Raw genomic sequence first — 21,875 nt, forward strand, 5'->3', positions numbered from 1 at the left:
GCCGCACCGGGGGGTTCAACCGCCCGCTGCCGGATCTTCGGGCCAGGCGTGTTTCGGGTAGCGCCCGCGCATCTCCTTGCGCACCTCGGCCCAGGTGCCCTTCCAGAAGCCGGCGAGGTCGCCGGTGACCGCGATCGGCCGCCCGGCCGGCGACAGCAGCGCGACCTGGATCGGCACCCGCCCGCCTGCGAGGGGCGGCATGGCGGCGAGGCCGAACAGATGCTGGGCGCGGGCTTCGAGCGTCGGGACGTCGCGCGCATAGTCGATGGCAGCCGACCGCCCGGCCGGCAGGGCGATACGGGCGGGCAGCGCGGCATCGAGCGCGCGGCGCTTCTCCCAGGGCAGTTGGTCCAGCAGCAGACCGGTCGCGTCCAGCGCGCCGAGTTCGGACAGCCGCGTCCGGCCATGCAGGTGGGGTGCGAGCCAATCCCGCACGCTGGCGGCGAGCATGGCGTCCGACACATCGGGCCATTCGTGGCCCTCGACCCGTCGCATCCAGCCGATCCGCGCCTGCGCCTGGCGCGCGGCATCGGTCCAGTTCAGGTCGCGCAGGGCGCGTTCGGCGGCCGCATCGGCGAGGGCGGCGGCGACGGCTGCGGGGTCGGCATGGGCGAGGGTGGCTTCCTCCAGCACCAGCGGGCCGAACATCAGGCGCCGACGGGCGATGACCGCGCCCGTGCGCGCGTCGAAAGCCGCCCCTTCCTCCCGCCGCAACCGTTCCGGGAAGCGGGCTTCGAGCACGGTGCGGTCGATCGGCGCGGCCATGCGGATGCGCGCCTCGGTGCCCTGAAGGGCAAGGTCCGCCACCGCCAGCAGCGCCGATTTCGCCAGGGGATCGGTCGCCGGCAGCCGCGCGCCCTGCCCTGAGGAGAGCCGGAAGGCGCCATCCATCGTCCCGCGCTTGGCCGCGATGCGGTCGGGGAAGCCGGCGGCGAGCAGCGCGCCGGCATCGCCTTCCGCATGCACGCCGCCATGCACGCCAAGCCGCCGCCGATGCAGCGCCGATGCGCGGCGGATGCGATGGATCGTCGCACGATCCGCATCGGCGCGATCCGCCCCATGCAGCAGGTCGAGCCGCAGATGGATGTCGGACGGTGCCTCGCGGCCCTTGATCGGGTCGCGTTCCTCCAGCAGCGCGGCGAGGTCGGCGGCGAGCGCGCGTTCGCCGTCATCCGTCGCGGCTACCAGCATCCGGGCGAGGCGCGGATGCGTCCCCAGCCGCGCCATGCGCCGCCCCGTCGCGGTGATGCGCCCTTCATCGTCCAGCGCATCAAGGTCGTGCAGCAGCGCCCGCGCCGCCTTCACCGCGCCGCCCGGCGGCGGATCGAGGAACGCCAGGTCACCCAGCGACGCCCCCCAGCCGGCGATGTCCAACACCAGCGAGGACAGTTCCGCCTCCAGCATCTCCGGCCGGTCCGCGAGCGGCAGGCCGCGATGCAGCGCCTCCGTCCACAGCCGGATTGCCACGCCCGGCGCCGTGCGCCCCGCGCGCCCGGCGCGCTGTTCCGCCGCGGCGCGACTGATGCGCAGCGTGACCAGGCGCGACAGCCCCGATGCCGCATCCAGGCGCGGCGCGCGGCGGAAGCCGCCATCGACGACGATGCGCACGCCCGGCACGGTCAAGGACGTCTCGGCGATGGACGTCGCCAGCACCACCTTGCGCCGCCCGTCGCTGGTGGGGTTCAGCGCGATGTCCTGTTCGGCGGGCGGCAGTTCGCCATGCAACGGCACCACCAGCGCATCGAGTCCGGACAGCCGTTCCTGCGTGCGGCGGATTTCGCCCCAGCCCGGCAGGAAGGCGAGCACGTCGCCGGGATGCTCGCGCAGCGCGTCGCGGATGGCGCCGGCCATCGCTTCCGGCAGGTCGCGCGCATCGGCGAGGTCGCGGGGGCGGTACTTCAGCGTCACCGGCCAGGCACGGCCGAGGCTTTCGATGACGGGCGCAGCGTCCGTTGGCCCGGTCGGCGCAGCGCCCGTGGATGCCGCGCCCTGCAGCGGCCCGCATCCCAGAAGCCCGGCGAAGGCACCGCCATCAATCGTCGCCGACATCGCGAGCAGCCGCAGTTCTGGCCGGAGGGCACGCTGCAGGTCGAGGCAAAGCGCCAGGGCGAGGTCGGTGTCGATGTTGCGCTCATGCGCTTCGTCGAACAGCACGGCCGCCACGCCATCCAGGCCAGGATCGGATTGCAGCCGGCGCACCAGCAGGCCCTCGGTCACCACCTCGACCCGCGTGCGGTCGGAGAAGGCGCGGTCGAGCCGCGTGGCAAGGCCGATCGTCCCGCCCGGGGCGGATTCGCCCAGCATCTCCGACATGCGCCGCGCGGCGGCACGGGCGGCGACGCGGCGGGGTTCCAGCACCAGGATGCGCGCGCCGGCGGCCCAGGGCTCGTCCTTCAGGATGAGCGGGACGAGGGTCGTCTTGCCCGCGCCGGGCGGGGCGATCAGCACGGCGTTGGGGCCGGCGCGCAGGGCGTCGCACAGGGCGGGGATGGCGTCGGCGACGGGGAGGTCGGGGAAGGGAAGCATCAGGGGGGGCTTTGCAGCGCGACGGATGGAGGGGCGTTGCCCCTCCAAGCCACCCCACCAGGGGCCAACGGGCCCCTGGACCGCGGGCATTTGGGGCCCGGCGCGGCGGGCCTGCTGCCGTGAAACGCAACCGATGGCCCCGGTGCCCGGACGGGTGTCCCGGCCCCGCGCCAAGGGCGGCCGGACCGTCCTCGCTCGATCGCCGCGCCCAACGCCAAGGCGAGGTGTCCAGAGGCCCTTAGGCCTTTGGCGGGGTGGCTTGGAGGGGCAGAGCCCCTCCAATCTCCCGCGCCACTCACGCGAACCAGCGGCGCAACGGTTCCGACACCCCCAAGACCGGCGCCTGCGCCACCCGCTCCGGCGCCGCACCGCCCCCGAGCGCCGCCGCCAGCGCGCAATCCAGGCTGTCGAGCACCGGTACCCCCACATGCGGCGCGACGCGCGGTGCGATCCCGGCAAGGCCGGCGCCGCCCAGCACCACCACGCCGGCCCCGTCCTGCACCGCGGCGCGGGCCGCTTCGACCAGCAGGGCGGCGGCACCGTCCGGGTCGCGGGCGATCATGTCTCCGGTGGGCGCCACGCCGCGCACGGCCACGCGGTCAGCGCCATGGCCACGGATCAGCGCGAATTCCTCCAGCATCGGCACCCACAGGGCGCCGCCGGTCAGCAGGGCGATGCGCGGCGCGATGGCCAGCGCCGCGGCGATCGAGGCCTCGGCCATGCCGACCACCGGGATGGGCAGCATTTCACGCGCCGCCTCGATGCCCGGTTCGCCAAAGCAGGCGATCACCGCGGCATCGAAGCCGTGCGGATTGTCGGTGCCGACATGCTCGGCGAGCGCCGCCAGCACGGCGTGGCCGGCCACCGCCACGGCGGCACGGGTCGAGATGTAGCGCGCACCGAAGGGCGCCGTGGCCGGGATGATCTCGGACGCGGGCAGGCCGAGGCGCGCGACGGCCTCGGTCGCGCGGGTCGCGATGAGGTCGGTGATGGCAGGGTCGGTGTTGCCGTTCAGCAGCAGCAGGCGCATCGCGTGGCATCAGCATGGGGGCGGCCCGGGCGCAAGGGCCGAGGCCAGGCGCTGCCTCGGCGCGGCACGGCAGGGGCCACGGGCGCATGCCGCACGGGCAGCCTGCCGCCTATCTGGGCATCGAAGGCACGGCACAGGGTCGCCCGCTGGGTGAGTGGCATGGCATGGCCTTTGCAAACGTCTTTTGCAGTCGGCTTTTGCGGACGGCTTCTGCAGCACGCTGGTGTTCCTGGCCGGCCGGCAAGGCAGGCCGGCAGCGCGGGACGCTGGCACTTCAAGCCGGCCCGTCGCGCCGACCGAGACCCATCCGCACCGGGCCGCACTTCTGCCCGGCGCCTGTGAGGAGCGCACATGTTCTTCTACCTGATCCGCCGCATCCTCTATGCGATCCCGATCGCGCTGGCGGTCGGTTTCGTTTGCTTCATGCTGGTGCAGATCGCCCCGGGCGACCCGATCAACGCCATCGTGCCGGCCGATGCGCCGGGCGATGTGGTGGAGCAGGTGCGGCGCGACTACGGGCTCGACAAGCCGCTGCCGGTCCAGTTCGGCCTGTGGCTGCTGAAGGTGGTGCAGGGCGATCTGGGGCGGTCGCTGGCGACCGGGCGGCCGGTGTGGTCGGACCTGGCGGGGGCGATCATGAACACGTTGCGGCTGGCGGTGGTCGCCTCGGTGATGGGCTTCGTGATGGGCTGCCTGCTGGGCGGGCTGGCGGGCACCTTCCGTGGGTCCGCCATCGACCGCATCGCCGTGGGCATCGCGGTCGCCGGCGTGTCGGTGCCCCATTACTGGCTCGGCATGGTGATGGTGGTGATCTTCTCGGTGCAGCTGAACTGGCTGCCGGCGATGGGGGCAGGGCCGGGCGGATCGGCCGATTGGGGCTGGGACTGGGAACACCTGCAGCATCTGGTGCTGCCCGCTGTCACCCTCGCGGTCATCCCGATGGGCATCGTCACGCGCACGGTGCGCGGCATCGTCGCCGAGATCATGAACCAGGAATTCGTCACCGCGCTGCGCGGCAAGGGCCTGACGCGCGGGCGCATCTTCACCCACGTCGTCAAGAACGCCGCGCCGAACGCGCTCGCAGTGATGGGGCTGCAACTCGGCTACCTGATGGGCGGGTCGATCCTGGTGGAGACGGTGTTCTCCTGGCCCGGAACCGGGCTGCTGCTGAACAACGCGATCTTCCAGCGCGACCTGCCGGTGCTGCAGGGAACCATCCTGGTGCTGGCGATGTTCTTCGTGGCGCTGAACCTGTGCGTGGACCTGGTGCAGACCGCGCTCGATCCCCGCATCAAGCGGGCTTGAGGGAGACCGGCGATGAGTGCCACCACGCCGACGGCCGCCGAGGCCGAACTCGCCATCCAGGCCCGCCAGGGCACCGCGCGCGGCCAGGGCTATTGGGCCGGCGTCTGGAAGCGCCTGCGGCGTGATCCGCTGACCATCGCCTGCGCGGTGGTCCTGCTGGTCATGCTGCTGGCCATCGTCTTCGCGCCGCTGATCGCGCCCCACGACCCGTACCAGGGCAGCATGATGCGGCGCCTGCGGGGCCTCGGCACGCCGAACTACCTGCTCGGCACCGACGAACTGGGCCGCGACATGCTGACGCGGCTGCTGTTCGGCGGGCGGCTGTCCTGGTTCATGGGCATCACGCCGGTCGCACTCGCCTTCGTCATCGGCACCACGCTCGGCGTGCTGGCGGGCTTCGCCGGGGGGGGCGTGAACATGGCGATCATGCGCACTACCGACATCTTCTACGCTTTCCCCTCGGTGCTGCTGGCGGTTGCCATCTCGGGCGCGCTCGGCGCGGGCATCATCAACGCCATCCTGGCGCTGACGCTGGTATTCGTCCCACCGATCATCCGCGTGGCGGAAAGTGTGACGACCGGCGTGCGCAACCTCGACTTCGTGGATGCCGCGCGGGCCTCGGGCGCATCCGCGTTCACGATCGTGCGCGTGCATGTGCTGGGCAACGTGCTGGGGCCGATCTTCGTCTATGCGACGTCGCTGATCAGCGTATGCATGATCCTGTCATCCGGCCTGTCCTTCCTGGGGCTCGGCACCAAGCCGCCGGAGCCCGAATGGGGGCTGATGCTGAACACGCTGCGCACGGCGATCTATGTGCAGCCCTGGGTGGCGGTGCTGCCCGGCGTGTGCATCTTCGTGACGTCGATCTGCTTCAACCTGCTGAGCGACGGGCTGCGCCAGGCGATGGATGTGAAGGGCTGATCGCGAGGGTACGAATGCCCCCAAGGTCATGCATATCCCGCGTCTCGACAGTCCGACTTGTGTAGGGAATGCGGATCTCGAGCGCTGCAAAAATGGCGCGACTCAGCAGATGTTCGAAGATCAAAATCTTACGCGCGTGTTGGACGGAAAAGCCCAGGGGCTGCCCGGCTACGAGGCCCTCGTGCACTAACGCATTCCTTAGATCAGAAAATCCCGTACGAACCCGGCCCCTGGCCGATGAGCGAGAACGCATCCAGCACGGAGTTGGACAACCGATCCATTGGCATAGTTCATGGAGCCGTTCACCGTACGGAACGCGACGAGCGTGTATTGGCCGATGCTGATCCAGTTCGCGAAGTTTCCAGGCTGCGTCCAGGCCGGTTGTCAAAAAGAAGAGCTGCTCAAAAGGATTGCGGTACGATTGGCTCATTTGGTGAACATTCACAGTCGCGAGCAGCAACGATCGCTTGCGTTTTGTTGTGCGCTTCCAGAAGTGGTCAACCAACGTGAGAGCCGCCGCTGCGTCATCGGCGAAACAATAGAAGTCTGACAGCTCGTGCAACCTCAGCGGTGTTCGCTGGAGATGACCATAGCCCTCGGGCAAACAGCGAACTCCGAAGAAGAAGCCGGTCAGGAACACGAGGAACCGCAGGCGCTCCACATCGGAAGCGCGTATGTGGGTCAGCTCATGCGTCGACGGTACGGAAAACCAAGTCGCGGCTGCTGGGCCCATGCGGGTCCTGCCCGTCGCGATCTCGACGCTGCGCTGGAGCGGGGGCTCCAGCCAATTGTCTTGGACGCCCTCCGAGGCAAGGACACTCGCGGCTGTGGTAGCGAAATCTGGCAGCGGCGAGACCGAGATAGCGCCGTTCGCGAACGATATCGGCTCTCGCAAAAAGCCGAAGCGGATCCGTCCCTGCACCGCCCGGCCCTTTACGTCATCGGCACGGCAACCCACCGCGCGAAGCCCGGCCGCTCAGCAAGCGCGGCATACCAGGCGGCGAGCGCCGGGAAATTGGGCATGCCCTCGACCCGCACCTCCTCCCCGAACCATCGCCGCGCGTAGCAGCCGAGCACGATGTCGGCGATCGTCATCGCCGCGCCGTCGATGAACGGCCCGCCATGGCGCGCGATATGCGCGTCCAGCATCGCCCAGCATTCACCCGCCGCCTTCGCCGCCGCCATCACCGCGCCCATGTCGCGCCGGTCCGCGGGCGTGCGCACCAGACCCCAGAACAGGTTGCGTTCCGCCGGGCCCAGCGTGGAAAGCTGCCAGTCCATCCAGCGATCGGCACTCGCGCGCGCCGCCGGGTCGGCCGGATACAGCGCGCCGCCGTGCTTCATCGCGAGGTAGCGCAGGATGGAATTCGATTCCCACAGGACGAAGCCGTCATCCTCGATGGTCGGCACGCGGCCATTGGGGTTCATCGCGCGATAGGGCGGGTCGTTGACCACGCCATGCTCCATCCCGGCATCGGCGCGATCATAGGGGATGCCGAGCTCGTCGAGCATCCACAGCACCTTCTTGACGTTGACCGAGTTCACCCGACCCCAGACCTTGAGCATGCTATCCTCCCTGCCGCGGCTCGGCAGGCTATAGCGTGATCGCCGCAGGTGGAATCACCGGGCGCGTGAATCGCACGATCAAACCAGGGCATGGAGCAGGAGGCGTGAGCGAAAGCGAACGGATCCTGCTTCAGTGCAGCCCGGGGGCGTGCGAAACACAGGAACCGCGGTGGCGCCCGCCGGACTACAGCAGCGGCAACGCCAACAGGCCGCGGACCAGGATCACGGCCAGGGCCGGACGTCGCGCGGCCATGCGGGAATTTTCACCGGCGGGTCGCCACCGGAGACGCGGCGCGGCCGGATCGGCTGTGGCCGCGCCGTGCGCCTACAGCAGCGGCCGCCGCGGCGCGGGCTGTTCCCAGTAGTGCCCGACCCGCTGCATCGCGTGCAGATCGCCAATCGCCAATCGTTGGCCTTCCAGCCGGATGAAGCCGCCCTTGCGCAGCCGCTGCAGCACCCGGTTGGTGTGCACCACCGACAGGCCCAGCGCGTCGGCGATGTGCAACTGCGTCAACGGGAAGGGGATACTGACGCCCTCGACCATGCCTGCCGAGGCGGCGCGCTTGTACAGATGCACCAGCAGGGCGGCGACGCGTTCCATGGCGGTGCGCCGACCCACCGTCAGCACGGCGTCGTCAACCAGCCTTTCCTCATGCGCAGCGAGCCAGGTGATGTCGAACGCGATGCCGGGATGGTCGCGGAAGAACCCGGGTACGGCGTCGGTGGCGAAGGCGCAGAGGTTCACCTCGGTCAGCGCCTCGACGCCATGGGTCAGGTTCGCCAGCATTTCGCCCTGCAGCCCGAGCAGGTCGCCCGGCAGCAGGAAATTTAGGATCTGCCGCCGCCCATCCGCCATGGTCTTGAAGCGGAAGGCCCAACCGGCGAGCAGGACATAGACGCGCGTCGTCGCCTGGCCTTCCGCCAGCACCGTCGCCCCGGCGGTGCACAGCCGCTGGCCGACCTTCGATGCGGAGATGGAGGCCAGCTCCAGCGGCGTTACCGGCTTGAACGCTGCCAGGGGGCGCAGCGGGCAGGCCGTGCAGGGCAGCGGGGGTTCCATGAGGGGCAGTATCCCAGGTTAATGACGAAACGGCGAGATCGTTGCACTAGTTACCCTCGAACAAGGAGACTCACCGGCTTGGCCGTATTCGACATCCTCGTCCGCAGGCCCTGGACAGGATGGGTTGTGGGAGCAGCGGCCTTCGCGGTCGCCTTCCTCGCCCGGTACCATTTCTCCGAATCGATGGGCGGGCTGCCCTTCGTCACGTTCTTCCTGGCCGTCCTGCTGACCTCCTTCGTCGGCGGCTGGATGCCGGCGACGGCGGTGGCGGCCGCATCGCTGCTCGCGGCCAGCTACTTCTTCCTGCCGCCGCCCGGCGCATGGAGCTTCGCGTGGCCACGCGACATCGTGGCGATGGGCTTCTTCATCCTGGTTGCCGGCAGCCAGATCGCCCTGGTGCACCGGTTGACCAAGGCGCTCGCGCGGCTGGAATGGAAGCGGGCGCAGATGGAATCCATGCGCGCCTCCGAACAGTTGATGTTCAGCGAATTGCAGCACCGCATCGCCAACGGCATCCAACTGGTCGCCAGCCTCCTCTCGCTGGAGGCGAGCCGCGTCGAAACCGCCGAGGACGCCAGCGCGGTGCTCGACGACGCGGTGACGCGGCTGTCGATCGTCGCGACCATCCATCGGCGCCTGCATGACCCCGCGCTAGGCGAGGCCGGCTTCGAGAAGGCGATCGAGACCCTGGCGCGCGACATCCTGTCCGCCGCCGGCCGGAAGGATGTCACGGTCAGCGTGCGGGCGCCGCGCCTGGCCATCACGCCGGCGGATGCCACATCCCTGTCGATGATCGTCGCCGAGGCGGTGACCAACGCCATCAAGCACGCCTTCGCTGGGCGGGAGGCCGGGCGGATCGACATCCGCTTCGAAAGCGACCCCGATGGCACGCGCCGCCTGACGCTGCACGATGACGGCCCGGGCTTCGCCACGACGCCCGATCCCGAGGGTGACAGCCTCGGTGTGCTGGTGATGAGCAGCATGGCGCAGCGGCTGGGCGGCAGGCTGGAACTCGGCAACGCGGCGGGTGGCGGGGCGCTGGTGACGGTATTGCTGCCGCCGCCGGCCGGCTGAGGCGCTCGGCCGCGCCATATGTCACCAACACAAGGTGTCCGGAGGCCCCTTGGCCTTTGGCGGGGTGAGGTCTGGAGAGGGGCAGAGCCCCTCTCCATCCCCTGCAACCACCAAATCTCCGCGCGCCTGGGGCAGCGCCCGTTCCTTGCGCGGCTGCCGCCGCATCATGCCCGCAGCGCGGCGATCAGGAACTCCCGGTTCCCCTCCGGCCCGGTGATCGGGCTTGCCTCGATGCCCAGCACGCGCCATCCGGGCAGCGCGGTCCACCAGTCGCGTATCATCGCGCAGACCTCCTCATGCACCGCCGGGTCGCGCACCACCCCGCCCTTGCCGACCTTCTCGGGCCCTGCTTCGAATTGCGGCTTGATCAGCGCGACGGCAAAGGCGCCGGGGGCGGCCAGCGCGAGCCCCGCCGGCAGCACCGTGCGGAGCCCGATGAAGGACGCATCGCAGACCACCGCGCCGGGTGGTTCGGGCACCTGCTCGGCGGTGAGGTGCCGCGCATTGGTGCGTTCCAGCACCACCACCCGCGGGTCGTTGCGCAGCTTCCAGTCGAGTTGCCCGTGCCCGACATCGACGGCGTAGACCTTTGCCGCGCCGCGCGTCAGCAACACATCGGTGAAGCCGCCGGTGGAAGCCCCGATGTCGAGGCCGATGCGACCGTCGGGCGACAGGCCAAAGAAATCCAGCGCGTGGGCAAGCTTGATGCCGCCGCGACTGACCCAGGGATGATCCTGGCCGCGAACGTCCAGCGGCGTGCCCTCGGCGAGCAGGTCGCCGGCCTTGGCGATGCGCTTCTCCCCGGAGAACACCTTGCCTGCGAGGATCAGCGCCTGCGCGCGCGTGCGGGATTCCGCGAGGCCGCGTTCCACCAGCACCACATCGGCGCGCTGCTTCGCCATCGGGTCAGCGCGGCCGTGGCAGGGCCGAGGCGCCGCTGCCGGTCGCCATGCCCGATGCCAGCCGTGGCATGCCGCTCGAGGCAGGCGGGGCTTCGATGATCGCCGCGCGCTCCTCCTCGTCATCCGTATCGGCGAGGTCAGCCGGATGGGTGCCCATCCCGGTCGGCGGCAAGGGTTGCGCGTGCAGCAGGCCGCGCGTCTGGCAGAGCCAGCACATCGCTCAGCCCCCGAACAGTCGTGCCGAGGCGATGCGCGCGCCCTCGGCCATGCTGCGCATCTTGGCCCACACCACATCAGGCGTGACGCGACCGCGCCCGGCCGCGGTGTCGAAGCCGCAATCGGTGCCGGCGAGCACGCGCATCGGGTCGCCCACCGCCTGGGCGGCGCGTTCGATACGCTCGGCGACGACTTCGGGGTGCTCGACGAAGTTGGTCAGCGTGTCGATCACCCCGGCGACCAAGATCTGGTCGTCATCCATCGGGTGTTCGGCGATCACGCGTGTTTCGTGCGCGTGGCGCGGATTGGCGAAGGGCAACACGAAGCCTCCGACACGGGCCTGCTTGATGGTCGGCCAGATATCGGCGAGCGGTACGTCCAGGTCGTGCGGCGCTTCGTAGTTGCCCCAGCAGACATGCAGGCGGATGCGCTCCTGCGGGATGTCGGCAATCGCGACGTTGATGGTGTCGACGATGCGTTCGACGAAGCCGAGGAAGTCCGCCAGCGGTCGGTCGCGATAGGAGACGTGGCGTTCCAGTGCCAGGTCCGGGCAATCCAGTTGCAGCACGTGGCCGGCGCGATGGATCGCTTCGTATTCGATACGCAGCGCGGCGCCGAGGGCTGCGAAATAGGCATCCTCCGTATCGTAGTGACGGTTCTGCACGATGGAACCGACAATGCCGGGCGAGGGCGCCGACATGAAGGATTCGACATAGCGACCGGCGAGCGGCGCCAGCGCCTGTGCGAAGTCTGCGAGTTCATCGTCGATCGCCGCGGTGTCGGGATAGCCGACGGGTCCGATCGCGGCGGGCAGGTGCGCGGTGTTGCTGACCGCCACCTTCTCGGCATTGGCGCCGACGAAGGCCTCCTTGTACTCGGGATAATTGTCGAGGTCGCCGAAGCCGACGCGCTGGCTCTGGCCGCCGATGCCGGTCAGCCGGTGGCGGATGTAAAGGGCGAAGGAATCGCGCTCCTGCTCACCATTGTTGATGACGTCGAGCCCGGCCTCGACCTGGCGCGGCAGGATGGCGCGGGTCGCGGCGCGGCCCTCGCGGGCGATGGCGGCTGCGTCGACGGACTCGCCGCGCCCGCGACGGGCAAACAATTCCGTCAGCGCGCGCGGTCGCGGCAGGCTGCCGGTATGCGTCGTCAGGATGCGGCCTTCGGAACGGTGCATCGCGATCCTCCCTTGTATTCGGGCGCGAGGATGCGTCGCGCGGGCGGGCGGCGCCAGGGGGTCAGGCGCGGAAGCGGTCCAGCGCGGCGCGGTCGATGGTGATACCGAGGCCGGGCCCTGTCGGCACCGCGACGCGGCCGCCGCCGAAGGCGATGGGTTCCGCCAGCAGCGCATTGCGGACCGGATGCGGCGAGCGGTCCAGTTCCAGCAGCGGCGCACGCGGGAACAGCCCCGGCGGATTGTCCGGGATGACGGCGAGCAGATGCAGGGAGGCGGCAAGTGCCACGCCCGTGCCCCAGACATGCGGATTGACGCGGATGCCGAAGGCGCTTGCCATGTCGGCGATCTTCTTCAGTTCCGAGATGCCGCCGCAGGCCGCGACGTCCGGCTGCAGGATGTCGGCGGCGCGCCGCGTGATCATCTCGCGGAAGCCCCAGCGGGCGAAGGAGGCCTCGCCGCCCGCGACCAGGATGGGCTGGCGCGCCTTGACCTCCAGGTAGCCGTCGATGTCCTCGGGCGGCACCGGTTCCTCGAACCAGCCGATGTCGCAGGCGGCGACGGCGTTGCCATAGGCGATGGCGGCCGGCGCGTCATAGGCATGGTTGCAATCGACCAGCAGGCCGACATCCGGGCCGATGGCGGCGCGGAAGGCGCGGGTCAGCGCTATGTCCTCCGCCAGGCCCCAGCCGGTCTTGAGCTTCAGCGTGCGGAAGCCTTCCGACAGGCGCAGTTCCGCTTCCTCGACCAGATAGGCGAGGTGGTCGTCGCGTTCGCGGCGGTAGAAGCCGGTGGCGTAGGCTTCGACCTCCATCCGCAGCGGGCCGCCGAGCAGACGGTGCACCGGTTCACCCAGCGCCTTGCCGGCAATGTCCCACAGCGCGATGTCGATGGCGCTGATCGCCTCGACCACGATGCCGCGCTGGCCGTGGTCGCGCAGGTGGTTGTACAGCGCCTGCCATAGCGCCTCCCGCGCCATCGCATCCTGGCCGACCAGCAGCGGCGCCAGCCAGGCGACGATCGGCGCGGTGAGTTCCGGCGGGCCGAAGGCCTCGCCCCAGCCGGTGATGCCATCCTCGGTGGTGATCTCCACCAGCATCGCACCTCGGCGACGATACCAGGCCTGCGAATAGGCGAAGGGCTCGGCGAGGTCCGCCATCAGCACATGCGGCTGGATGGCACGGATCGTCGTGCCGCGGGCCATGGCCGTCAGGCCCGCGCCGGCAGCACCGCCGTCGATTGCCCCAGCGCGGCCAGCGCCGTCGCCACGATCTGCGGCGCGTTCAGCCCGGCCTCGTCATACTGCTTGCGCGGCGCGTCATGGTCGATGAAGCGGTCCGGCAGGCACATCGGCCGGATCTTCAGCCCGCGATCGAGCAGGCCGCGCGTCGCGAGATGCTGCATCACCAGCCCGCCGAAGCCGAGGATCGAGCCTTCCTCGATGGTGATCAGCACCTCGTGCTCACGCGCCAGGCGCTCGACCAGGGCGGTGTCGAGCGGCTTGGCGAAGCGGGCGTCGGCGACAGTGCAGGAAAGCCCGTGGGTGGCAAGTTCATCGGCCGCCTTCAGGCATTCCGGCAGGCGCGCGCCATAGGACAGGATGGCGATGGACGTGCCCTCCCGCAGCACGCGGCCGCGGCCGATCTCCAGCACCGACCCGCGCGCCGGCAGATCGAGGCCCATGCCTTCGCCGCGGGGATAGCGGAACCCCGAAGGCCGGTCGTCGATGGTGGTGGCAGTCGCCACCATATGCATCAGCTCGATCTCGTCGGAGGCCGCCATCAGCACCATCCCCGGCAGGCAGCCGAGATAGGCGATGTCGAAGATGCCGGCATGGGTCGCGCCATCCGCACCCACCAGCCCGGCACGGTCCATCGCGAAGCGCACCGGCAGCGACTGCAACGCGACATCGTGCATCACCTGGTCGTAGGCGCGCTGGAGGAAGGTGGAATAGATCGCGACGAAGGGCTTCATCCCTTCCGTCGCCATGCCGGCGGCGAAGGTGACGGCGTGTTGTTCGGCGATGCCGACATCGAAGCAACGCCGGGGGAACTTCTTCCCGAAGGCATCCATCCCGGTGCCCGACGGCATCGCGGCGTTGATCGCGACGATGCGCTCATCGGCTTCCGCCTCCGCGATCAGCGCATTGGCGAACACCTTGGTGTAGGATGGCGGGCCGGGTGGCGCCTTCGCCTGTTCGCCGGTGACGACGTTGAACTTCTGCACGCCGTGATATTTGTCGGCCGATGCTTCGGCCGGCGCGTAGCCCTTGCCCTTCTGCGTCACGACATGCAGCAGGATCGGGCCTGCATGGTCGGTGTCGCGCAGGTTGCGCAGGATCGGCAGCAGGTGGTCCAGGTTATGCCCGTCCACCGGGCCGACGTAGTAGAAGCCCAATTCCTCGAACAGCGTGCCGCCGGTGAACCAGCCGCGGGCGTATTCATCGGCGCGCCGCGCGGCGCGTTCCAGCGGCGCGGGGAAGCGCTTGGCCAGCCGCGACATCATGTCGCGCAGCGACAGGAAGGGGCGGGAGGAGATCAGCCGCGACAGATAGGCCGACATCGCACCCACCGGCGGGGCGATCGACATGTCGTTGTCGTTGAGGATGACGATCAGGTTCGCCTTCGACGCCCCGGCATTGTTCATGGCTTCGTAGGCCATGCCCGCGCTCATCGCGCCGTCGCCGATCACCGCGATGACGTGGCGGTCGTCGCCCTTCAGGTCACGTGCCACCGCCATGCCGAGCCCGGCGGAGATCGAGGTCGAGGAATGCGCCGCGCCGAAGGGGTCGTATTCGGATTCCGACCGCTTCGTGAAGCCGGACAACCCGCCACCCTGGCGCAGCGTGCGGATGCGGTCGCGCCGCCCGGTCAGGATCTTGTGCGGATAGGCCTGGTGCCCGACATCCCAGATCAGCCGGTCGGCAGGCGTGTCGAACACGGCATGGACGGCGACGGTGAGTTCCACCACGCCGAGCGAGGCACCCAGATGCCCGCCGGTGGTCGATACGGCGTCGATCGTCTCGGCGCGCAACTCCTCGGCCAGCCGCTTCAACTGGTCGGTAGAGAGGTTCCGCATGTCGGCCGGAACGCTCACGCGATCCAGCAGGGGGGTGGCGGGGCGGGTCATCAGTTCCTCCGCGCGATCGCGTAATGGGCGAGCGCCCGCAACAGATCGGCACGATCGCCGAGGGCGTCCAGATGCGCCGCCGCCTGGGCCGCCAGTCGTTCCATCTGCGACTGCGCACGGTCCACGCCCAGCAGCCCGACCAGCGTCGCCTTGCCGGCCGCGGCGTCCTTGCGGGTGCGCTTGCCGGCTTCCTCGGCGCTGGCGGTGGCATCCAGCAGGTCGTCGGCGATCTGGAAGGCCGCGCCCAGGTCGCGCCCATAGGCCGCCAGCGCATGGCGCATCTGCAAGGGCGCCTTGCCCAGGATGGCGCCCGCCTCGGCGGCGAATTCGATCAGCTTGCCGGTCTTGAGCATCTGCAGGCGGCCGATCTCGGCTTCCTCCATCGGCTCACCCTTGGCCTCGGCCAGCATGTCCATCATCTGCCCGCCGCACATGCCGCGCGGGCCGGCCGCCCGGGCCAGGCCGCGGCACAATTCGGCGCGCACCGCCGGGTCGGCGTGGGTGTCGGGCTCGGCCAGCACGAAGAAGGCATTGGCCTGCAGCGCGTCGCCCGCCAGCACCGCCGTCGCCTCGTCGAAGGCCTTGTGGACGGTGGGCTTGCCGCGGCGCAAATCATCATCGTCCATGCAGGGCAGGTCGTCATGCACCAGGGAATAGGCGTGCAGCATCTCGATCGCCGCGGCGGTGCGCAGTGCCGTGTTGCGCCCGACGCCGAACTGCCGGGCGCATTCCAGCACCAGGAAGCCGCGCAGCCGCTTCCCACCCCCCATCGAAGCGTAGCGCATGGCGTCGAACAGCCGGGCTTCGATGCCTTCCGAGGGTGGGATCAGCATGTCGAGCGCGAGGTCGATGTCGGTCGCGGCTTCGGCCATCGCCACGCGCAGCGCCTCGGTCGGGGCCGGGATGGTGTCCATGCTATTCGACATCCCGCAACGTGAGGCCGGACGGCCCTTCGACGATGGCCTGCACCTTCTGCTCGGCTTCGGCGAGTTTCCGCTCGCAATGCGCCCGCAATGCGGCGCCGCGCTGATAGGCGGAAACCGAGGATTCCAGCGCCCCCTGTCCGGTTTCCAGCGCCTTGACGATGCCTTCGAGCTCGGCCAGCGCCTGCTCGAAGGTGAGGGTGTCTATAGCGGCGGGCTTGTCGCCCGCCTCGGTCGGTTTACTGGCCATGCCCGCCCATTCTACCGCCAAAGGGCGGCGGGGGCTATTCCGGCTCGATGCCCGCCTGGCGGATGGCGTTGGTCCACTTGACCGTCTCGGCGCGAACGAAGGCGACCGCCTCGGCCGGGGTCGAGCCACGGATATCCATGCCGAAGGTGCCGAGACGGGTGCGGACCTCGGGCGTCGCCAGCGCGGCGGTGACGGCGGCGTTGAGCCGGGTGACGCGGTCGGCCGGGGTCCCTGCCGGGACGAACAGGGCGAACCAGGCGATGACTTCGTAGTCCGGCAGGTTGCCGGCCTCGCGCACCGTCGGGATTTCCGGCACGGCGGCGGAACGCTGGCCGGAGGTGACGGCCAGGATGCGCAGCGCGCCGGCCTGCGCCTGCGGCAGGATCACCGCCTGGTCGGCGATGAACAGGTCCACGCGGCCCGACAGCACGTCCTGCACCGCGAGCGGAGAGGAGCGGTAGGGGACGTGCAGCATCTTGATGCCGGCCATCGCGGCCAGCGATTCCGTCGCGACGCGCTGGGAGGAGGAGGCGGAGGCGAAGGTGATCCCTTCCGGCCGCGCCTTTGCCGCCGCGATCAGGTCGGCGAGCGTCCGGTACGGGCTGTCGGCCTTCACCGCGACCAGCAGCGGGACGGTGGCGATGGTGGAGACCGGGATGAAGCCGTTCTCCATGTCGAAGGGCACGCGGCGGAACAGGGCGTTGGCGGCGGCGTTGGTGGAATTGGTGCCGATCAGGACGGTGTTGCCGTCCGGCGCGGCACGGGCGACCGCTTCCGCACCGATCAGGCCGTTGGCGCCGGCGCGGTTTTCCACCACCACGGGCTGACCGAGGGAGGGGCGCATGCCATCCGCGACCACGCGGGCGACGGTGTCGGTGGCTGAACCGGGGGCGAAGGGGACGATGGCGCGGATGGGGGCGTCGGGCCAGGTCTGCGCGCCGGCGGCGGCAGGCAATATGGCGGCGGCCGGCAGGGCGGCCAGCAGGGCGCGGCGGTTCATGGCGGTTCCTTCCCGGTGGAGTCGGCGGCGGGGATACTGCCCGGTGGCGGCGGCGTCCAGGGTTGGGCCTCCGCGCTTTCCAGATGACCTAAGCGGCGCTTTGTCGGTCGCGGATGAACACCACCTTGGACTGACCATCGGGACGCGGCCGATCCTGTACTTGAAAATGCTTGGGCAGCGACTTTACCAGCCCGCTGAGTTTCGCGTGGCCATAGCTGCGGGAGTCAAAATCCGGGGATTGCTTCGCGATATTGCTGCCCACTGCAGAAAGTGGGGCCCACCCGGTGTCGTCGGAAGCTGCCTCGATCGCATTGCGGATCAGGTCCAGGACTTCGCGAGGTGGCTCGGGTGACGCAACCGTCGTTGCCGCGGATTTCGCCTCGGGGGGCTGCAGCAGTTCCGTGTAGACGAAGCGGTCGCAGGCGACGACGAAGGCCTTCGGGGTCTTTTTCTCCCCGAAGCCCACGACCAGCAGACCGTTCTCGCGGATGCGGCGCGCCAGCCCCGTGAAGTCGCTGTCGCTTGGGACGATGCAAAACCCATCCAGGCCCCGCATGTGCAGCAGGTCCATCGCGTCGATGATCATCGCGCTGTCGGTCGCGTTCTTGCCTTTGGTATTGGCGAATTGCTGCATGGGCTGGATGGAATGATCCAGCAGGCTGGTCTTCCAACCGCCAAGCTGCTGCGTCGTCCAGTCGCCATAGGCCCGCTTGACGCTGGCGATACCGTATCGACTAACCTCCCCAAGCAGGGCCTCGATGACCTTGGGGTTTGCGTTGTCGGCATCGATCAGCACGGCAAGTCAGGCAGTGCCGCTGGTGTCGCCTGCCATGATGATCCCCGCATTCCAACGCATCTGGCCCGTCGCGCTTCCGGGCCTTACGTCCGCATCAACGCCCGCACATGCACTGCCGTGGACCGCCCCAGCGCCTCCAGGTCGTACCCGCCTTCCAGCAGCGACACGACCCGCCCCGCGCAGCAGCGTTCCGCCATGGCGCACAGCGCTTCCGTCACGAAGGCGAAATCCGCCTCCCGCACCCGCAGCTGCGCCAGCGGGTCTGCCGCATGGGCGTCGAAGCCGGCCGAGATCACCAACAGATCCGGCGCGAAGGCCTCGACCGCCGGGATGATCTGGTCCGCCCAGGCGGCGCGGAACGCCGCGCCGTCGGCGCCCGGCGGCAGCGTTACGTTCAACACATTGCCCACGCCGTGTTCGGACACATCCCCCGTGCCCGGATACAGCGGCCATTGGTGCGACGACGCATAGAAGATCGACCCGTCGGCCTCGACGCAGGCTTGGCTGCCATTGCCGTGATGGACGTCGAAATCCACGATGGCGACGCGCTTCGCGCCATGTTCCGCCTGCGCGTGCCGCGCCGCGATTACCGCATTGGCGAACAGGCAGAAGCCCATCGGCCGCGCCACCTCGCAATGATGCCCCGGCGGGCGCGTGGCGCAGAAGGCGCGGCGGAACTCGCCCTTCATCACCGCATCCACCGCCGCGACAGCCGCGCCGGCCGCGCGCAGCGCAGCCTCCGCGCTGCCCCAGGACATGATGGTGTCGCCATCCAGAGCAACATGCTCATCCGGTTCGGGGCGGATCGCCAGGATGGCCGAGACGTAGTTCTCCGGATGCACCCGCGTCAGCTGGTCCACCGTCGCGAGCGGCGCCTGGTCGCGGATCAGGTCGGCGAATTCCCCGGCATCCAGCGCCTTCAGCACCGATCGCAGCCGGTCCGGGCATTCCGGGTGATGCGGACCGGGATCGTGATGCAGGCAGGCGCGATGGGTCAGCAGCAGCACGCTCATGCGGGCGGATCCTCCCGCTTGCGGATGACGAAGCGGTAGGCGCCGGCTTCCTCCCCGAAGGCGACCAGCGCATGGCCGGTCTCCTTGCAGAAGGCGCGGAAATCGGCGACCGAGGCCGGGTCCGTCGTCAGCACCGTCAGCCGCGACCCGGCCGGCAGCCCGCGCAGCGCCTTGTTGGCCTTCAGCACCGGCAGCGGGCAGGTCAGGCCCTTCACGTCGAGCAGCGTTTCACCCATCCGGGGATTGCACCACCCGCCGCCGCCCGGGGCAAGCGCGCCGCGCAGGGTTCCGCACCGCGCGCCGGACAGTGCACACTGCCACCGGAGGTGCCCGCATGACGCTCGATTCGACGGGAACGCTGGCGCTGGCGGCGGCGATCCTGCTGGCGGGGCGCTTCCTCAATGCCGGCATCGGCGTGCTCGCGCGCTACAACATTCCGCAGCCGATCTCTGGCGGGCTGGCCTTCGCGCTGGTCGCGGCGGCGCTGCATGCCTGGTCGGGGCTGGTGATCGAGACCTCCTCGGTGTTGCGCGGACCTTTGCTGCTGGCGTTCTTCGCCTCGGTCGGGCTGTCGGCGGATCTGGGGCGGCTGCGCAAGGGCGGGCCGAAGCTGGTGCTGTTCCTCGCCTGCGTCGTGCCGTTCCTGATCGCGCAGAATGCGCTGGGGACCGGCATGGCGATCCTGCTTGACCAGCATCCGCTGATCGGGCTGATCGGCGGATCGGTCACGCTGGTCGGCGGGCATGGCACCGGGGCCGCCTATGCCCGCATTTTCGAGGAAACGCACAGCCTGGCCGGCGTGATGGGCCTCGCCATGGCGTCCGCTACGATCGGGCTGGTGCTCGGCGGCGTGGTGGGCGGGCCGGTCGCGCAATACCTGCTGCGCGGGCGCGCACCGATCGCCGCCGGCGGCCACACCGCGACCGCCGAGGACAGGGTCGAACCCGCCACGACGGAAGGGGCGATCGTCACCACCTGCCTCGTGCTGTTCTGCCTGCTACTCGGCGGCTGGATGGCGAGCCTGACCGCCGGCGCACCGATCGCCCTGCCGGATTTCCTGTGGTGCCTGTTCGCCGGCGTGATCGTGCGCAACCTGATCGCACCGGCGATCCGCCTGCCGGTGTCGGATGCCTCGGTGGACCTAGTCGGCAGCATGGCGCTGGCGCTGTTCCTGGCGATGACCATGGCGACGATCCGGCTGTGGGAACTTGCCGCCCTCGCCGGGCCGTTGATGGCGATCGTCGGCGCGCAGGCGGCCTTCGCGGTGATCTACGCGGTGCTGGTGGTCTACCGCATGATGGGCCGCGACTATGAGGCAGCGGTGGCGACCGCCGGCTTCCTCGGATTCTCCATGGGCGCGACGGCGACGGCGATCGCCAACATGCAGGCGGTGGCGGGGCGATACGGGCCGGCGCCGGTCGCCTTCCTGGTGGTGCCGCTGACCGGGGCCTTCTTCATCGACCTGGCCAATGCGCTGGTGTTGACCGGCGCGCTGACCCTGCCGGTCTTCGGAGAGTAGCCGCCATGCTCCGACGCCTTCTTCTTCTGATCGCGCTGCTGGCGGCCCCGCCGGCCTTGGCCATGCCGGATACCGACGCGCTGCGGGCGATGGTGCAGGCACGCATCGTCGAGGCCGCCGGGCCCGGCCTGCTGGAGATTGAGAGCTTCCGTCGCATGGGCCAGGCGCCCGACCCGGCGGGCGGGGCGCGCATCGCCTATTTCGCCGCGCGGTTGCGGCTGGCGCGCGACCATGCCTTCGGCGCCTGGGATGGGCGCAACCTGCAATCGCTGGCGGCGGCCTTGGGTGCGGCGCCGCGCGCCATCCTCGGCGCCAATCGGGACGGCAACCGCGCCGGCGACGTGATCCGGGTGAACGGCGCGCTGCGCCTGCGGGAAGAAGCCGGGCGCTGGGTCCCGCTCGCTTCCGCCGCCTGGGACGATACGCCACCCACCAGTTTCGACGGCCCCGGTGCCCAGGCAGAACGCCTGCTGCGTGCCATCGGCACCGCGCTGACTGCCGGCGGGCGGGCCACCGGCGCCGAGATGACGCCGGTGATCGAGCAGGAACTGGCCCAGGCCTGGCGCAACATCGAAGCGCGCGAGGCGCGGCTGCGCCATGGCCTGTCCATCGCCGGCGGTGCCCCGGGTTCCGAATATGCCCGCCTGGCCGAGGCCTTCGCCCGCCTGCCGCCGGGCCAGGGGCTGGGCCGCGCCGTCGCCCTGCCATCGGCCGGCAGCGTCGAGAACCTGCGCCTGATCGCCGATGGCACGGCCGTTGCCGGCATCGCCCAGGCCGATGTCGCGCTGCGGGCGCTGCATGGCGGTGCGGGCGAGTGGGACCTGCCCGCGATGCCGGGGCTGCGTGCCGTCGCGGCACTGTATCCCGAGGCCGTGCATGTCGGCGTGCCGGCGGCTTCCGCCATCCGGCGCATGGCGGACCTCGCCGGGCGGCCGGTTGGCGTCGGCGCGCCGGGCTCCGGCGCGCGCGTCACGGCGGAGGAAGTGCTGCTGGCCCATGGCCTCGATGCCGCCACCACGCCGCGCGTGGCGCTCGCGCCCGACGCCTTGGCGGAGGCCCTGGGGACGGGCCGCGTGGCCGCCGCGATCGGTGTCAGCCTCGCCCCCGCGCAGTCCGTGCTGCGCCTTGCCGATGCCCTGCCACTGCGCTTCCTGCCGCTGGAGGAAGCGGCGATGGCCACGCTTGCCGGCCCTGGCGGGCCGCTGATCCGCTTCGCCATCCCGGCCGGCACCTATCCGAACCAGGAGGACGCCGTGCCCACGCTTGCCACCCAGGCCGTTCTCGTCGCGTCCCAAACCCTGACCCAGGCCGAGGTCGCAGCCATGCTGGCGACGCTGCTCGATGGCCAGGGCCTGGCCGCAGCCGGTGGTCCCGCCGCGCTGATGATCCGGCGGGAAACGGCGGCGGGCCCGCTGCCCTTGCCCTTCCATCCGGCGGCTCTTGCCTTTTTCGGTCCAGGGGCCCGGTGATC

Annotated in this window: 21 protein-coding genes; 6 read left to right on the forward strand and 15 right to left on the reverse strand. The window is 70.1% G+C overall.

Features of this window, described 5'->3' with window-relative positions; all coding sequences use genetic code 11:
- Positions 1-15: 15 nt before the first annotated feature.
- Entirely contained in the window at positions 16-2,526 is a 2,511-nt protein-coding gene (gene hrpB, locus AAFN86_RS25090; protein WP_347546338.1) for an ATP-dependent helicase HrpB, read from the reverse strand.
- 295 nt (positions 2,527-2,821) lie between these two features.
- Positions 2,822-3,556 (reverse strand): aspartate/glutamate racemase family protein, encoded by a 735-nt coding sequence (locus AAFN86_RS25095; RefSeq protein WP_347546339.1) that lies wholly within the window; start codon positions 3,554-3,556, stop codon positions 2,822-2,824.
- Between the two features lie 351 nt (positions 3,557-3,907).
- Here AAFN86_RS25095 and AAFN86_RS25100 point away from each other — a divergent pair, with 351 nt between their 5' ends.
- The 3 genes from AAFN86_RS25100 to AAFN86_RS25110 all read left to right on the forward strand — a co-directional run bounded on the left by AAFN86_RS25100 (position 3,908) and on the right by AAFN86_RS25110 (position 6,332).
- Positions 3,908-4,861 (forward strand): ABC transporter permease, encoded by a 954-nt coding sequence (locus AAFN86_RS25100; RefSeq protein ID WP_347546340.1) that lies wholly within the window; start codon positions 3,908-3,910, stop codon positions 4,859-4,861.
- 12 nt (positions 4,862-4,873) lie between these two features.
- A complete protein-coding gene (locus AAFN86_RS25105; protein ID WP_347546341.1) occupies positions 4,874-5,782 on the forward strand; it encodes an ABC transporter permease in 909 nt (302 codons plus the stop codon).
- A gap of 292 nt (positions 5,783-6,074) precedes the next feature.
- Positions 6,075-6,332, forward strand: a complete 258-nt coding sequence (locus AAFN86_RS25110) for a hypothetical protein (RefSeq protein ID WP_347546342.1) — start codon at positions 6,075-6,077, stop codon at positions 6,330-6,332.
- A 383-nt stretch (positions 6,333-6,715) separates the two neighbouring features.
- On the opposite strand, the gene AAFN86_RS25115 is transcribed toward AAFN86_RS25110, so the two are convergent.
- Positions 6,716-7,348: a glutathione S-transferase N-terminal domain-containing protein gene (locus AAFN86_RS25115; protein ID WP_347546343.1), complete on the reverse strand. Its 633-nt coding sequence runs from the start codon at positions 7,346-7,348 to the stop codon at positions 6,716-6,718.
- A gap of 325 nt (positions 7,349-7,673) precedes the next feature.
- On the reverse strand, positions 7,674-8,408 hold the full coding sequence (locus AAFN86_RS25120; RefSeq protein WP_347546344.1) for a Crp/Fnr family transcriptional regulator: 735 nt from the start codon (positions 8,406-8,408) through the stop codon (positions 7,674-7,676).
- A 78-nt stretch (positions 8,409-8,486) separates the two neighbouring features.
- Between AAFN86_RS25120 and AAFN86_RS25125 the strand changes: the two genes are divergently transcribed.
- Positions 8,487-9,482 carry a DUF4118 domain-containing protein gene (locus AAFN86_RS25125; protein ID WP_347546345.1) on the forward strand — a complete coding sequence of 332 codons (996 nt, stop codon included), beginning with the start codon at positions 8,487-8,489 and terminating at the stop codon, positions 9,480-9,482.
- 164 nt (positions 9,483-9,646) lie between these two features.
- Here the strand turns inward: AAFN86_RS25125 and AAFN86_RS25130 are convergent, their stop codons facing one another.
- From AAFN86_RS25130 to AAFN86_RS25180, 11 genes are all read right to left on the reverse strand, one after another.
- Positions 9,647-10,384, reverse strand: a complete 738-nt coding sequence (locus tag AAFN86_RS25130) for a TlyA family RNA methyltransferase (protein WP_347546346.1) — start codon at positions 10,382-10,384, stop codon at positions 9,647-9,649.
- Between the two features lie 4 nt (positions 10,385-10,388).
- The gene (locus AAFN86_RS25135) at positions 10,389-10,601 is read right to left on the reverse strand and encodes a hypothetical protein (RefSeq protein ID WP_347546347.1); all 213 of its coding nucleotides are present in this window, start codon (positions 10,599-10,601) and stop codon (positions 10,389-10,391) included.
- Between the two features lie 3 nt (positions 10,602-10,604).
- Positions 10,605-11,777, reverse strand: a complete 1,173-nt coding sequence (locus AAFN86_RS25140) for a cobalamin-independent methionine synthase II family protein (protein WP_347546348.1) — start codon at positions 11,775-11,777, stop codon at positions 10,605-10,607.
- A gap of 61 nt (positions 11,778-11,838) precedes the next feature.
- Positions 11,839-12,978: a mandelate racemase/muconate lactonizing enzyme family protein gene (locus AAFN86_RS25145; protein ID WP_347546349.1), complete on the reverse strand. Its 1,140-nt coding sequence runs from the start codon at positions 12,976-12,978 to the stop codon at positions 11,839-11,841.
- A gap of 5 nt (positions 12,979-12,983) precedes the next feature.
- Positions 12,984-14,903: a 1-deoxy-D-xylulose-5-phosphate synthase gene (dxs, locus tag AAFN86_RS25150; protein WP_347546350.1), complete on the reverse strand. Its 1,920-nt coding sequence runs from the start codon at positions 14,901-14,903 to the stop codon at positions 12,984-12,986.
- The gene (locus AAFN86_RS25155; RefSeq protein ID WP_347546351.1) at positions 14,903-15,817 is read right to left on the reverse strand and encodes a polyprenyl synthetase family protein; all 915 of its coding nucleotides are present in this window, start codon (positions 15,815-15,817) and stop codon (positions 14,903-14,905) included. The genes dxs and AAFN86_RS25155 overlap by 1 nt, the downstream gene beginning before the upstream one ends.
- A 1-nt stretch (position 15,818) precedes the next feature.
- Positions 15,819-16,076 (reverse strand): exodeoxyribonuclease VII small subunit, encoded by a 258-nt coding sequence (locus AAFN86_RS25160; protein ID WP_347546352.1) that lies wholly within the window; start codon positions 16,074-16,076, stop codon positions 15,819-15,821.
- Between the two features lie 34 nt (positions 16,077-16,110).
- A complete protein-coding gene (locus AAFN86_RS25165) occupies positions 16,111-17,076 on the reverse strand; it encodes a tripartite tricarboxylate transporter substrate binding protein (RefSeq protein ID WP_347546353.1) in 966 nt (321 codons plus the stop codon).
- An 88-nt stretch (positions 17,077-17,164) separates the two neighbouring features.
- Positions 17,165-17,872 (reverse strand): NYN domain-containing protein, encoded by a 708-nt coding sequence (locus AAFN86_RS25170; protein WP_347546354.1) that lies wholly within the window; start codon positions 17,870-17,872, stop codon positions 17,165-17,167.
- An 83-nt stretch (positions 17,873-17,955) separates the two neighbouring features.
- A complete protein-coding gene (locus AAFN86_RS25175; RefSeq protein ID WP_347546355.1) occupies positions 17,956-18,885 on the reverse strand; it encodes a histone deacetylase family protein in 930 nt (309 codons plus the stop codon).
- Positions 18,882-19,121 carry a sulfurtransferase TusA family protein gene (locus AAFN86_RS25180; protein WP_347546356.1) on the reverse strand — a complete coding sequence of 80 codons (240 nt, stop codon included), beginning with the start codon at positions 19,119-19,121 and terminating at the stop codon, positions 18,882-18,884. The genes AAFN86_RS25175 and AAFN86_RS25180 overlap by 4 nt, the downstream gene beginning before the upstream one ends.
- 98 nt (positions 19,122-19,219) lie before the next feature.
- Here AAFN86_RS25180 and gltS point away from each other — a divergent pair, with 98 nt between their 5' ends.
- Together gltS and AAFN86_RS25190 are read left to right on the forward strand one after the other, a co-directional pair.
- Positions 19,220-20,404 carry a sodium/glutamate symporter gene (gene gltS / locus AAFN86_RS25185; protein WP_347546357.1) on the forward strand — a complete coding sequence of 395 codons (1,185 nt, stop codon included), beginning with the start codon at positions 19,220-19,222 and terminating at the stop codon, positions 20,402-20,404.
- A gap of 5 nt (positions 20,405-20,409) precedes the next feature.
- Positions 20,410-21,873 (forward strand): TAXI family TRAP transporter solute-binding subunit, encoded by a 1,464-nt coding sequence (locus AAFN86_RS25190; protein WP_347546358.1) that lies wholly within the window; start codon positions 20,410-20,412, stop codon positions 21,871-21,873.
- Positions 21,874-21,875: the final 2 nt, after the last annotated feature.

Source organism: Roseomonas sp. CAU 1739 (genome assembly GCF_039839775.1).
Taxonomy (GTDB): Bacteria; Pseudomonadota; Alphaproteobacteria; order Acetobacterales; family Acetobacteraceae; genus Neoroseomonas.

Excerpts from the sequence above, each read along its gene's own strand:
- hrpB (WP_347546338.1), bottom strand. The coding sequence starts at position 2,526 with ATGCTTCCCTTCCCCGACCTCCCCGTCGCCGACGCCATCCCCGCCCTG.
- AAFN86_RS25095 (WP_347546339.1), bottom strand. The coding sequence starts at position 3,556 with ATGCGCCTGCTGCTGCTGAACGGCAACACCGACCCTGCCATCACCGAC.
- AAFN86_RS25100 (WP_347546340.1), top strand. The coding sequence starts at position 3,908 with ATGTTCTTCTACCTGATCCGCCGCATCCTCTATGCGATCCCGATCGCG.
- AAFN86_RS25105 (WP_347546341.1), top strand. The coding sequence starts at position 4,874 with ATGAGTGCCACCACGCCGACGGCCGCCGAGGCCGAACTCGCCATCCAG.
- AAFN86_RS25110 (WP_347546342.1), top strand. The coding sequence starts at position 6,075 with ATGGAGCCGTTCACCGTACGGAACGCGACGAGCGTGTATTGGCCGATG.
- AAFN86_RS25115 (WP_347546343.1), bottom strand. The coding sequence starts at position 7,348 with ATGCTCAAGGTCTGGGGTCGGGTGAACTCGGTCAACGTCAAGAAGGTG.
- AAFN86_RS25120 (WP_347546344.1), bottom strand. The coding sequence starts at position 8,408 with ATGGAACCCCCGCTGCCCTGCACGGCCTGCCCGCTGCGCCCCCTGGCA.
- AAFN86_RS25130 (WP_347546346.1), bottom strand. The coding sequence starts at position 10,384 with ATGGCGAAGCAGCGCGCCGATGTGGTGCTGGTGGAACGCGGCCTCGCG.
- AAFN86_RS25135 (WP_347546347.1), bottom strand. The coding sequence starts at position 10,601 with ATGTGCTGGCTCTGCCAGACGCGCGGCCTGCTGCACGCGCAACCCTTG.
- AAFN86_RS25140 (WP_347546348.1), bottom strand. The coding sequence starts at position 11,777 with ATGCACCGTTCCGAAGGCCGCATCCTGACGACGCATACCGGCAGCCTG.
- AAFN86_RS25145 (WP_347546349.1), bottom strand. The coding sequence starts at position 12,978 with ATGGCCCGCGGCACGACGATCCGTGCCATCCAGCCGCATGTGCTGATG.
- dxs (WP_347546350.1), bottom strand. The coding sequence starts at position 14,903 with ATGACCCGCCCCGCCACCCCCCTGCTGGATCGCGTGAGCGTTCCGGCC.
- AAFN86_RS25155 (WP_347546351.1), bottom strand. The coding sequence starts at position 15,817 with ATGGACACCATCCCGGCCCCGACCGAGGCGCTGCGCGTGGCGATGGCC.
- AAFN86_RS25160 (WP_347546352.1), bottom strand. The coding sequence starts at position 16,076 with ATGGCCAGTAAACCGACCGAGGCGGGCGACAAGCCCGCCGCTATAGAC.
- AAFN86_RS25165 (WP_347546353.1), bottom strand. The coding sequence starts at position 17,076 with ATGAACCGCCGCGCCCTGCTGGCCGCCCTGCCGGCCGCCGCCATATTG.
- AAFN86_RS25175 (WP_347546355.1), bottom strand. The coding sequence starts at position 18,885 with ATGAGCGTGCTGCTGCTGACCCATCGCGCCTGCCTGCATCACGATCCC.
- AAFN86_RS25180 (WP_347546356.1), bottom strand. The coding sequence starts at position 19,121 with ATGGGTGAAACGCTGCTCGACGTGAAGGGCCTGACCTGCCCGCTGCCG.
- gltS (WP_347546357.1), top strand. The coding sequence starts at position 19,220 with ATGACGCTCGATTCGACGGGAACGCTGGCGCTGGCGGCGGCGATCCTG.
- AAFN86_RS25190 (WP_347546358.1), top strand. The coding sequence starts at position 20,410 with ATGCTCCGACGCCTTCTTCTTCTGATCGCGCTGCTGGCGGCCCCGCCG.